We start from the raw sequence: 12,641 nt of genomic DNA, 5'->3' as shown, positions 1-12,641 counted from the left end.
CGTTACATTTCCTGTAAATATTTAATAATTATACTTATCACCCCACCGGGATTTTAAAAATGCTCTAAAAGAGTTTTCTCTTTGATTGTTTCCTGGTTCGTAAAGTTTTGTGTTTACAATTTCTTGAGGTAAAAACTCTTGACTTATAAAATTATCTTTGTGATTATGAGCATACTTGTAATCTTCACCATAACCTAGTTCTTTCATTAATTTTGTAGGTGCATTTCTAATATGTAAAGGAACAGATAAATCTCCTGTTTGTTTTACTAATTGCTGTGCTTGGTTTATTGCCATATATGATGCATTGCTTTTCGCAGAAGTAGCCAGATAAACAGCGCATTGACTCAAAATAATTCTTGATTCTGGATATCCGATAGTAGTTACCGCTTGAAAAGTATTGTTGGCCATAATCAATGCTGTAGGATTTGCATTTCCAATATCTTCAGAAGCCAAAATAATCATTCTGCGAGCAATAAATTTAAGATCTTCACCACCTTCAATCATTCTTGCAAGCCAATAAACAGCAGCATTGGGGTCACTACCTCTAACCGATTTAATAAATGCAGATATAATGTCATAGTGCTGTTCGCCTGTTTTATCATAACGCACTGTGTTTTGTTGAATTAATTTTGTTACTAAGTCATTCGTGATAATAATATTCTCTTGGTCTTGACTGGATATAATAAGTTCAAATATATTGAGTAGTTTTCGGGCATCTCCTCCGCTCAATCTTAGTAATGAAGAGGTTTCTTTAAGCTCAATTTTTTTTAATTTTAAATACTCATCCTCACGCATAGCACGATCTAGCAGTGCTTCCAGTTCTTCTTTGCCAAAAGCATTTAAGACATAAACTTGACATCTTGATAAAAGTGCAGGAATAACTTCGAAGCTGGGGTTTTCCGTAGTAGCTCCAATAAGAGTTATCCATCCTTTTTCTACAGCACCTAACAGTGAATCTTGCTGTGATTTACTAAACCTATGAATTTCATCAATAAATAAAATAGGATTTTTTGACGTGAATAAGCCACCACTTTGTTTAGCCTTCTCGATAACGTCTCTAACTTCTTTTACACCACTATTTATCGCACTGAGTGAGTAAAAAGGTCTGCCTGATTCTTTAGCAATAATATTGGCAAGAGTTGTTTTTCCTACACCAGGAGGTCCCCAAAGAATTAATGATGGGATTATACCTTTTTTAATCTGTTGGGTAAGAGAACCTTTATCTCCAACCAAGTGTTCTTGACTAAGGTATGATGATAGTGTTTTAGGGCGTATTCTTTCTGCCAAAGGCTTATTTATATCCATATCTGCAAAGTTACAAAGCTTTATATAATCTAAGATATAAATAATATTTCTTGAAGAATTATTTAACAGCTTATGATGATTTAATAAAAACCTGCCATTTTAGCGGTTCATATTGGTTTGGAATTTTTTTTGATATATAAAATCATTATGAGTGAAGAACAAGATGTTTTTAAGTTTAATACTGGTGTAATAGGGTATCCCTTATTATTTGTGCTAATTATTTGGATAGTTTTTTGGTTTGAGATTCGTTTTGGTTTTGATTTCAATTATCTGGGTGTTAATCCAAGAACTTTTTTAGGACTTAGAGGAATCTTTCTTTCTCCATTTATTCATGCAGATATCACTCATTTATGGCACAATACATTGCCACTACTTATCTTATCATCAGCGCTTTTTTATTTTTACCAAAGCAATGCTTGGAAAGTAATGCTTGTAGGGCTTCTGTTAACAGGTGTCTTTACTTGGTTACTTGGTCGACCCGCTAATCATATTGGTGCAAGCGGGGTGATTTATATGCTTTTTGGCTTTCTGTTTTTTAAAGGGATTGTGGCCAAGCATTTTAGGCTCATAGCGTTATCATTAATTGTTGTTTTTATTTATGGAAGTATGGTAATGTATGTATTGCCTATAGATCCAAAAATTTCTTGGGAGGGACATTTATCAGGTTTAGTGTCTGGTGCAGGTTTGGCATTTTTTATAAAAAAGGGGATAGTAAAGCCTAAACTGTATACATGGCAGTCAGAAACCTATGACCCTGAAGAAGATGAATTTTTAAAGCATTTTGATGAAGATGGTAATTTTATCGAAAACATTCCCGAAGACTTTCCTGAAGTAGATATTACCATTACTTACGACTATACGGATAAAAGTAATAGTCAGAAAGGGTATGATAAAGATAGTCCTTTATAGTCGCTGTCTTACAGTTTCGTAAACAATTACACCACAAGCAACAGAAACATTAAGAGAACCAATTTCTCCATACATTGGTAATTTAGCTTTATGGTCAACAAGTTTTAATACAGAAGATGCTATTCCTTTACCTTCACTTCCCATAATAATTGCTGTAGGCATAGTAAGATCTACATCATAGATAGTAGTCTCTGCTTTCTCTGTAGCAGCTACTGTCTGTATCCCTGATCCTTGTAGATAAAAAATTGCATCTTTAATATGGTCAACTTTACATATTGGGATCTTAAACACTGCTCCTGCAGAAGTTTTAATAGTGTCTGCATTTACAGGTGCTCCACCTTTTTTTTGTATAATAATACCATGCACTCCAGTGCATTCTGCTGTTCTGATGATAGCACCAAAATTTCGAACATCAGATAATTGGTCTAAAACTAAAAACAGAGGAGTTTGTCCCGATTCCACAACATTCATGACAAGATCTTCTAAATTGTGAAAGTCAATAGGGGATATGTTAGCTACAACACCTTGATGGTTACTTCTAGTTAATCGGTTTAGCTTTTCTATGGGTACATAAGTAAAAGTAATGTTTTGTTTCCTAACAATTTGCATTAATTCTTTAGCTAAATCTCCTTGCAGTCCTTTCTGAATAAAAAGCTTGTCTACGGTCTTACCAGAATGTATAGCTTCAAGAATAGCTCGAATACCAAAAATTAATGTTTCGCTTTTCATTTGTTAACTTTTATCACTTTCTATGCTATAGAGTAATTGATTATATATCTGAACTCTGTAAAGCTTGAATCTATTGAATAGGGCGCAAATATACTATAAAAAAACAACCCTCTGAATATTTTCAGAGGGTTGTGAATTATTTTGAGTAAATCTCTTTCTTAGTGGAAAGGTAAAACTTGACTTGAAGTTTTATTTTGTACTAAAAGAACATTTAAATCTACTGTAGTGCTTGCAGTAGTAGCTCCTTCTGTATAGGTGATTTCATCTAAATCTTCTTTAACAGCATCAATGAAAGAAGGTATTACTGCTATTGTGCTAGGGTCTCCTTCAGATATGTTAGGATTTTGATTAAATTCATTTTGGTGTACAACTAACTTAACACCCATATCTGCAAAACGAAGTCCTTCAGCAATAAAAATTTCTTGTCTTGTTCTATGTAATAAAATTAAAGCAGCATCATTAGCAGCTGTGATAGCATCAACATCTCCTTGTACAAGTGATGTTCCAGATACAGAAGGTATCATAACGTCACCAGCTTGACGATCTAGAACTAATCCAGGTCTTCCATTTACAACTACATCTGCTGTTTTAGGGCGAGAGGCAAAAGCAGAACTTGCATCAGGTCTACCTTCAATAGAATCATCAACTTCTCTTACTTCTCTTGTCCCTACAACTGTTAATAAACTAGTGAGGTTAGTTCGTGCTCCAGCTACATTGTTGTCTGCTAGAGCAGCTTCAGCAAGTATTAAATATGCTTCTTCCGCTTTGAATATGTGTATAGAAGGATCTACATTTGGATCAACAAAAGAATATTTAGGATCTAAAAAGTCTAATGTTGGTAGTGGTTGAAGGTCATCAAATGTAGCTCTTTCATATAATGCACTTTCAAACGTATTAGCAGGAAGATTTAATTCATCAAATTCAATAGAGAATAAGAAATCATCATCAAGGCCTATGGCAGCAGTTGCTTCAGCAACCGCCTCAGCTTGATTACCTAAATAATAATTAGCTCGGGCTTTGGCAAGATGATATTGCGGTTGAGGATCAGCAGCAATTGCTGCATCAAATGATGCGATTGCACTAGCATAGTTATCAATATCAGATACTACAGCACCTCCCTCTTCCTGTGGTAATGCAGAAAAGTACATTGCAGCATATAAATAAGATAGCCCTTCAAAGAAATTAAAAGAAGCCTCAGTAGCGGCATCATAAGCTGGATCTGCTGGTCCAACTGATTCAAGACCAAATTTAGCCATTACTCTTAATCTTGCAATTTGAAATTGTACATCTTCTATTTCAGGATCATCTGTTCTTATTTCTAGAGCGTCTAAGAATTGATCAAAAAATGTCTGAGTGTTAACATAGTTGTCAGATCCAAGTTCAGCTAGCATTACAGCTTCATTTAGCACATTTGCTGTCTGACGTTGCAATCCTGTTAGCCATATTGTAGCAGAATTTTCTTTTCCAAGAATTGCGGCTTCATCTAAGTTTGGATTAGTTACTGATGTGAAATCTGTAGCATCCTTTAGGTTATCTGTACAACCTATCAATAGACCGATTGCTAAGATATATATTGATATTTTTTTCATTTTAATTATATTTTTAAATTATCTTAAAATTGGAATCTAAGAGACGTCATATATATTCTTGGAGCAGATTCTGTACCATAAGCAAATCCACCACTACCAAATCCATTTTGGTTACCAATACCTGAACCAGTTGTTTCTGGATCAAATTGACCATCTATTCCAAAATTGAAAGGATTAGTTACTGTAAATCCAACTTTTAAATCATTAAATAAACCTAAAGCGTCTCCGAAAGAATAACTTGCTCCAATATTTCTAATTTTTATAAAATCGTTGTCAAAAGTAAAGAAGTTTACATAATTAAAAGGGCTAGTAGTTCCAATAAGATCTGCAGGAATACCTGTGTCATCTACACCTCTTAAGTGTCTTAATAAGAAACTTAAATCTACAATCTTACCACCAAATTGATAATCACCAGTCATGAATATATTTAACTTGTTGTTCCAAGTATAATTAAAACCAAATGATCCAAAGTTAGGAGCAAAAGTATCACCTAATGCTGCATTTGCAGTTTGAGCAAATGTTCCATCAGCTTGTCTTACAGAACTTGTACCTCTTAGATATCCAAGACTCTGCCCTTCTTCAACCCATGCACCAATTACATTAAATCCACCTACGTTAAATGCAGGAGCTCCACCAGTACTAACTACTATGTTATCGTTAATGTTGTATGAAGCATTTATGTTTAAAGCATGTTTTTCAGTTTTAATTACATCTGCGCTTAGAGCAAATTCCCATCCTTCATTTTTAATTTCTCCAATATTCTTTATTTGATCTAATTGACCAGATGATGGTAATGCAGGAGGAGTAAATAATGCATCTTCAGTTGTAGCTACATAACGAGTACCACTTAAGTTAATTCTATCCTGAAAAAACCCTAACTCTATACCATATTCAGTGGTGATTACTGTTTCCGATACAAGATCTGGATTTCCTGGATTATTAAATGTAAATGAAGGTCCTCCTAAAAATGGATTAAGAGCGAATGTTCTATCTTCTGAGAATGCTTGAGCAAAGTTTGTTGCTTCACCATAGTTAGCTCTAAGTTTAACGGTAGATAATACTTTACTTATACCGCTATCATAATAAAAATCATGATCTGATATATTATAAGTAATACCTATCTTAGGTAATAATAATGGATCTGTATCATCACCAGCTTGTGTATTTTGATCTAAACGAGCTCCAAATTCAAGGAACGCTACATCATAGATACCGATATTCTCTAAGAAATATATACCGTAGTTTGCATTTTCTAAGAAGAAATCATCTGTTGTCTGGGTTGGAAATAAACCAAGGTCATTAGTACCATCAACACCACCAGAACCACTGGTTTGGTATTGTCTGTCTGTTGATCTAAAAAATTGACCACCTAAAACTGTAACAAATTCAAAATTATCTATTCTTCCTCTGTGTGTAAAGTTAAGATCCCCTGTTACGGTAAAAGCATTTCTTATTAATCTATTAAGCACTGCTTGATCTGCTGTACCAGCTGCAATGGATCCAGTTGCTATTTGAAAGGCATTTGTTTGGTTTTCTTCTTGAACCTGAGTTCTTGTATCAACACCAATTGTAGCGTTTGCCTGGATATTGTCTGTAAAATCGTAGATAAATTTATTTGAATTCGTAAGACGATTTACGGTATTGTTTATAGATACTTCCTCACCGATAGCATTAGAACGAGCTAATTCAGCTTGCCACTGAGCATCGGTTAATTCATCTAGATTTCCACGACCACCACCTTCAAATGCAGAAAATCTTGAAAGACTAGTATTGGCATTATAATCAAGATTTGATTCAAATCCTACATAAGAAAAAGAACCTTGATATCTTAACTTGTCATTAACCTGAGCACCTAGACCGAAAGAAAGGTTTCTTCGTACTTGCTCATTTAATAAGTTAAATGAATCATCAGCATATAAACTACCAGCAAAGTTGTATGTTACTTTTTCATTACCACCATTGATTCCTATTTTATGTTCTATGGAAAGTCCTGGCTTAAATAATGCTTCACCAGTTCTTTCATACCATAAATAATCATCAGTAGCTTTGATAACACCTACTCTTGCTTCATATGAAAAACGAGCTTTTCCTGAAGTACCTTTTTTAGTGATAATCTGGATAACACCATTTGCCGCATCGGCACCATATAATGTAGTTGCAGCACCACCCTTTATATATTCTATTTTTTCAATAGATTCAACAGGGATATCTGCAAGAGCTGATACATCTGCACCACCTGTTGCAAGACCAAGTTGTGGGTTTGAGTTAAGGTTATCTACACGAACACCATCAATGATAACTACTGGAGTAGCAGAAGAAGAAGCTGAAATAGCACCCCTTGTTCTAATAATAGCAGCAGTACCTGGTTGTCCAGAACTTAACCTAATCTGCGCACTTGGCGTTGTAGATTGTAATAATTGGTCGATTTGGTTTGAAGGAAGCTTATCAACTTCGTCTGCTGTAAGAAAATCTACAGTAGTTGAAAGTTTTCTTCTAGAAATTCCCGAACCTTGACCTGTAATTACTACCTCTTCAAGTTCTGCGGCAGATGGCGCTAATTGGGCATTAACAGTATCCCCATCGCCTACTACTTTGTCAATAACCTGAAATCCTACATAACTAAAGGATAATACAGCACCTTTATTCGCAGTGATGGAATAGTTACCATCAAAGTCGGTTTGTGTACCGTTCGCAGTGTTTTTAATAATTACATTAACTCCAGGTAGAGGTAAACCTTTATCGTCGGTTACAGTACCTGAAACTGTTTTTTCTTGTGCAAAAGTGAATTGCACAATAAACGCTAGAAATAGCGTTAAAATTCCACTAAACTTTGTTCTCATTTTACAATTTATTTGAATTAGCCAGTTCCAAAAATGATAATAATATCTTTATAAAACAACTTTTTAGTATTAAAATTTGAATTATTGAGTAATAGGGAACGTGACTTATTAAAATCTTACTATAACGTTATAGTAGGGGTTTTTGAGAGATTTGTGTAATATTTTATTTGGGGTTTGATTGGCATTTGAAGAGTGTTTTAAAACAAAAAGAGCCTGAAAATCAGACTCTTTTTAATTTTATTTTTTAGATGACAATCTAATTAATTCTGATCCCAGAACAGTTTACTTGTTATGACATCACCATCACTTAATCTTGAAACCGCTGTAGCTCTATTGGTTCCGTTAAGAGACTGTAATGTAACTGGGTAACGCAATCTTGTGGGTAAATCTGTAATTGATACTCTAGGAACAAAAGTATAAGTAGATGCAGATCCTGTAGGTAAATCAGCAGCTTGAGCTGTAGTTAAATTGGCCATTTGTCCTGGTAACAGTAATGTCTGAGGAAAGCCTGTTCTCCTGTATTCTGCCCAGGCTTCATATGGCTGCATGTATAAAGCAATATATTTTTGAGTAAGTACGTTTTCTTCTGAGGCAGCTGGTAAAGTACCTATATATGTTGTGATGTCTGTATCCGCAACACCCCAACGCTCCATAGAAGCTCTTACTCCTTGCTCATATTCTGCTTGACTCCACCCATTACGTTCTGATATAATAAAAGATACTTCGGCATACTCCATTAAAACTTCGCCATAATCGGCACGTAATACTTGGTCGCTAGGAAATGAGTAGTTTGTGAACTTGATGAAATTTACACTTTCAAACGCATAAGGAACACCTTCATAATCATCAAAATTAGTAGAGACTGTGTAATTTTGATCTCTAATGTCCTCAATTGATACTGTAATTGGTGCTGCAAATTGAAATAATCTTGGGTCAGGACCAAAGTTTCCTGTGCGATTCTTCAATAAATTAATAAAAGGAGCCGCTACACCAAAATCTGTTCTGTTATTAACAAAATAGGCTCTGTATAAAGGAGATCCGGTAGCATCTGTATTTTCATAAGCTTGAATAGCATTGTCTGCATTAGATGTAAAAACTCCCGAAGCTATGGCTTCATCGATTGCTGCATTTGCTGCAGCGGCATCGACGCTTCTTAATCGGTTTGCAACTCTTAAAATTAAAGAGTTTGCAAATTTTCTCCATTTTTCTGCATTTCCGCCAAAAATATTATCCCCACTAGTAAATACAGATTCTGTAGTAGTAAGCATGTTTACGGAAGCTCTTAATTCAGAAAGTATGTCGGCATATATTTCTTGTTGTGTTACAAAAACAGGGGATAATACATTATCCACATTTAATGCCTGAAAATTTGGATCATTGTTTCCAAAAGAGTAGTAAGGTACATCACCAAATGTATCTGTTAACTGATGAAAAATATATGATAGCATAATTCTACTTGCAGCAATTTGATTATCATTATTTCCAACAGAGGACATTTGTTCTCTAGTTTCAGCATTGGTGTTAAGCTCTATTATTTTCTTTAGATCTGTTCCAACTCTATAATAATTAGCCCATAAATCTTCTGCAGTAGATTCGCGATACAAGTAACGATCTTCATCTGCATAACTGTTTTGCCCCCAATACTGCATCCATGGTAAGGCTGCTCGTCCAGAAGAGAAGGCACCTCTTGAAATATCTGTCAATTCTTTAGTTGCACTGTTAAAAATTGTATTGGTGAGCACAACCTCTGGGTTGTTGGGATTAGAGTTTATATTCTCAAGATCATCCGAACATGAGGTAGACAACAGTGTAATAACTGTTGCTACAAATAATATTATATATGTGTTTTTCATTTTTCTTAGAATTTTAATTGAAGATTAAAACCATAGTTTCTTGTAGATGGTAAAGAACCTCCCTCAGAACCTTGAATGTTTCCACTTCCAGAAGTTGCTACTTCGGGGTCAAAATTATCATTTGCTAATCCCCAAACAAATAGGTTTCTTGCAAACAATGATAATTTTATTGTATTTAAAGGTCCTCTCCATTTAGCTGGTAATGAGTACCCAAGAGTAACTTCTCTTAATTTTACATAACTTGCATCAAATACATTTTGAGCATCAGCTCTAAAGAAATGATCTTGCCCGTATTGTTGAGCAGAAAGTACAGTTGTATTGGGCGCGGTATTTGCTACAGTATAAGTGCCATCGGCATTAAATGTTACATCTCCGGTCACACCATCTAAAATAATACCTTGTTCACGAATATTATTTGCCGCTGTCTCTTCTAAAATACCAGAATAGTTACCCCAAATATTGGTTAATGATCTGTAAACACCACCCTCTTGTATGTCAATTAAGAAACCAAAGTTTATGTTTTTATAAGTAAGTGTATTTCGTATACCCATGTTATAGTCAGGTAAAACACTACCTAGGTTTTCAACATTTCTAGATTCAAGAAATCTACCATCAGCATCAACGACACGATTTCCTTGGTCGTCAAAAACAAAATTAGTACCTCGTATAACTCCATACGGCTCACCAACAACAGCATTAAGTGTTACTCCATTAAATGGGAACCTTGCTATTTCAAGAGTTTCTACTCCAGGAATTAATTCTTCTAATTCATTTACATTTTTAGAGAAATTCCATGTAACGTCCCAGCTAAAATTTTCGTTTTGAACAGGTGTAACTGTTACAAGAGCTTCAACACCTTTATTTGATAGTTTACCAGCATTTACAAATGTAGAACTGTATCCGGTAGATGGATCTATTTGTACTGGTGTGATCAAGTCCTCTGTAAGTTCGTCGTAATAGGTGACGTCAAGACGTACTCTATTTTTGAAGAGCGCCATTTCTAGACCAACTTCCCAAGTTGTCTTTTCTTCTGGTCGTAGATCTGGGTTCCTATTCTCATCTGGTTGTGTGTATCTTATATTACCAAAAAAAGCAGTTCTGTTATTGAATACATTTCTTAAGCTATAGGGATCGGTATCGTTACCTACACTTGCCCAACTTCCTCTTACTTTACCATACGAAAGCCAACCAGCATCTACTAATTGAGAGAAAAGAAAACTACCAGTTACTGCTGGATAGAAATAAGAATTGTTTTCTGGAGGTAAAGTAGAAGACCAGTCATTTCTACCTGTAACATCTAAATAAAGAAAGTTTTTGTACCCTAAAGATACAGAGGCGAAGATACTGTTTGTTCTTCTTTCTTCGTCAGTGTCAATAATTCTAGGGTCTTCGTTTGAGTTGTTTAGGTTGTAAATACCTGGAACAGCTAAACCACCTCTTGTGTTTCCTTCAAGACTAGAGAAAATAGAATTTCTTCTATTGGCTCCAACAATAGCATTAAGACTAACTTTGTCTTCAAAAAGACTTTCGTTGTACTGAAGACGTAGTTCATAATTTAATTCCTGAAAAGTTCTGATATCCTCGTCATATCTTGATTGAGCTTGAGACCCTGATGCAACTCTAGTGCTTATTTTAGAATCGTAGCTATCTAAAAAGATACTTCCTAATGCAGAGATTTTATCAGTGAAATCATATTTGAATTTTGTGTTTCCAAACCATCTGTTTCTTCTATCAGCAGAGGTGTTTTCAAATATTGTCCAATATGGGTTGTCCGAGAATCTTGGCGTGGGATCATCAAATGCTCTTCTGTTCCATGTTCTCTGATTTCCGTTTGGAAGAAGATAGTTTCTTAATCTGTCATAGTCCAAAGAAGTTTGACCAAATTGGTAGAACTTTTGTATTAAACTATTATCGCCATATCCAGATTCTGGTCGGTTAAAACCATCAGTAATAACATAGTTAATACCAGCATCTACTCTGAATTTTTTAGAAAGTTTAGTCGACCCACTGAAACTAATAGTTGTTTTTTCAAGCTCACTATTAGGAATAATCCCTGTAGTTCTTACATTAGAAAAAGAAAGTCTTAGTTTAGAATCTTCAAAAGATTTAGAAAAAGAAATACTATTGTTTAGGGATACTCCAACATCGTAGAAGCTTTCTGCATCAGCATTTGGATATACCCATGGTCTTGGGTTAAGAAATTCATTAGGGAATTCAGGGTCAAAGGCGTCCCATCCTAATACAGATATGTTAGGATCATATCTAGGACCCCAAGATTCATCTGTTGCATAGTCTACTAAATTAAATGTAGTTCCATTAATATTTTGAGTAGCAAAATTACTTTGGCCAATTGTTCCTGGATCTCCAGCACCTCCACCATATAGTTTTTGTACTTTAGGGAAAATATTAATGCTTTCAAACGAAACACCAGAGTTTACAACTATTTCTGCTTTACCATCTTTAGCTGTTTTGGTCGTGATAATAATAACTCCATTATTGGCACGGTTACCATAAAGAGCTGCTGCTGCACCTCCTTTAAGTACTGATATATTTTCTATATCATCAGGGTTAATGTCGAAACCTGTATCACCAAAGTCTCTACCACCTCCACCATCTTGAGTGTCTTCGTCGTTGTAATTCGAATTGTCAAGAGGTGTTCCGTCAACTACAATTAAAGGTCTGTTTTCTTGTGTTATTGAACCTGCACCTCTAATAAGGATTCTTGTAGAACCTCCAATGTTACCAGCAGCATTGTTGATTTGTACCCCAGCAACTTGACCAGTTAATGCTCCAAGTGCATTAGTGCTTCTGGTTTGGGCAATGGCGTTACCATCTACTTCTTGTACTGCATACCCAAGAGATTTTTTTTCCCTTGAAATTCCAAGAGCAGTGACTACAACTTCGTCTAGCTCTGCAGTTGAAGCCTGTAACTGCATATCGATTGTGTTGCTAGCACCTACAGTTACCTCTTGACTAGCAAATCCAAGATAACTAAATACTAAGATGTTGCCTTCAGAGGCCTGAATGCTGTAGAGTCCGTCGAAATCAGATTGTGCTCCATTGTTTGTTCCTCTGATAACGATATTCACTCCAGGAAGAGGAAGTCCGCTATCATCTGTAACTTTTCCGGTTACAGTTTTTTCTTGTGCATAACTAAAATGCACAATTAGCGCCATAAGCAGCGCTAAAATTGCTTTACAGTTTGTTTTCATTTGTTAATTGTTAGAATTAGCCTGAGCCAAAATTGATGATAATTATGTAAGTAGACAATTTTTTTTCCGACTAAAAATGCCTTTTTATGATAAAATTATCTACAAGAAATGTTATTGTTTTCCTAAAGAAAATGTATTGAGTTGAAGTTGTGAGTAGTGTGTTTGGATTTAAGGTGTTGGGTGTGTGGGTGCTATGATAATTTT

General features: G+C 35.1%; 7 protein-coding genes. 1 reads left to right on the top strand and 6 read right to left on the bottom strand.

Annotated features, from left to right (window positions below):
• Window positions 1–21: 21 nt before the first annotated feature.
• The gene (locus tag AWE51_RS14220; RefSeq protein WP_099098790.1) at window positions 22–1,299 is read right to left on the bottom strand and encodes a replication-associated recombination protein A; all 1,278 of its coding nucleotides are present in this window, start codon (window positions 1,297–1,299) and stop codon (window positions 22–24) included.
• Between the two features lie 153 nt (window positions 1,300–1,452).
• Between AWE51_RS14220 and AWE51_RS14215 the strand changes: the two genes are divergently transcribed.
• Window positions 1,453–2,214, top strand: coding sequence for a rhomboid family intramembrane serine protease (locus tag AWE51_RS14215; RefSeq protein WP_066314486.1), 762 nt, complete (start codon window positions 1,453–1,455; stop codon window positions 2,212–2,214).
• Here the strand turns inward: AWE51_RS14215 and rlmB are convergent.
• The 5 genes from rlmB to AWE51_RS14190 form a co-directional block, all read right to left on the bottom strand.
• Complete coding sequence (rlmB, locus tag AWE51_RS14210; RefSeq protein WP_066314484.1) at window positions 2,209–2,943, bottom strand: 23S rRNA (guanosine(2251)-2'-O)-methyltransferase RlmB; 735 nt, start codon at window positions 2,941–2,943, stop codon at window positions 2,209–2,211. The genes AWE51_RS14215 and rlmB overlap by 6 nt on opposite strands.
• A 158-nt stretch (window positions 2,944–3,101) precedes the next feature.
• The gene (locus AWE51_RS14205; protein ID WP_066314483.1) at window positions 3,102–4,532 is read right to left on the bottom strand and encodes a hypothetical protein; all 1,431 of its coding nucleotides are present in this window, start codon (window positions 4,530–4,532) and stop codon (window positions 3,102–3,104) included.
• Window positions 4,533–4,555: 23 nt separating this feature from the next.
• Window positions 4,556–7,372, bottom strand: coding sequence for a TonB-dependent receptor plug domain-containing protein (locus AWE51_RS14200; protein WP_066314481.1), 2,817 nt, complete (start codon window positions 7,370–7,372; stop codon window positions 4,556–4,558).
• A gap of 260 nt (window positions 7,373–7,632) precedes the next feature.
• Window positions 7,633–9,225 (bottom strand): SusD/RagB family nutrient-binding outer membrane lipoprotein, encoded by a 1,593-nt coding sequence (locus tag AWE51_RS14195; RefSeq protein ID WP_066314479.1) that lies wholly within the window; start codon window positions 9,223–9,225, stop codon window positions 7,633–7,635.
• A 5-nt stretch (window positions 9,226–9,230) separates the two neighbouring features.
• Window positions 9,231–12,437, bottom strand: coding sequence for a SusC/RagA family TonB-linked outer membrane protein (locus tag AWE51_RS14190; RefSeq protein ID WP_066314477.1), 3,207 nt, complete (start codon window positions 12,435–12,437; stop codon window positions 9,231–9,233).
• Window positions 12,438–12,641 lie beyond the last annotated feature (204 nt).

The organism is Aquimarina aggregata (assembly GCF_001632745.1).
Taxonomy (GTDB): domain Bacteria; phylum Bacteroidota; class Bacteroidia; order Flavobacteriales; family Flavobacteriaceae; genus Aquimarina; species Aquimarina aggregata.
Note: the sequence above shows the minus strand (reverse complement) of the source record. Positions and strands in the feature narration are given on the sequence as shown.

What these genes read in the sequence shown, in the direction of transcription:
- AWE51_RS14205 (WP_066314483.1), bottom strand. Translation starts at nt 4,532, where the DNA reads ATGAAAAAAATATCAATATATATCTTAGCAATCGGTCTATTGATAGGT.
- AWE51_RS14190 (WP_066314477.1), bottom strand. Translation starts at nt 12,437, where the DNA reads ATGAAAACAAACTGTAAAGCAATTTTAGCGCTGCTTATGGCGCTAATT.
- AWE51_RS14215 (WP_066314486.1), top strand. Translation starts at nt 1,453, where the DNA reads ATGAGTGAAGAACAAGATGTTTTTAAGTTTAATACTGGTGTAATAGGG.
- AWE51_RS14200 (WP_066314481.1), bottom strand. Translation starts at nt 7,372, where the DNA reads ATGAGAACAAAGTTTAGTGGAATTTTAACGCTATTTCTAGCGTTTATT.
- AWE51_RS14195 (WP_066314479.1), bottom strand. Translation starts at nt 9,225, where the DNA reads ATGAAAAACACATATATAATATTATTTGTAGCAACAGTTATTACACTG.
- rlmB (WP_066314484.1), bottom strand. Translation starts at nt 2,943, where the DNA reads ATGAAAAGCGAAACATTAATTTTTGGTATTCGAGCTATTCTTGAAGCT.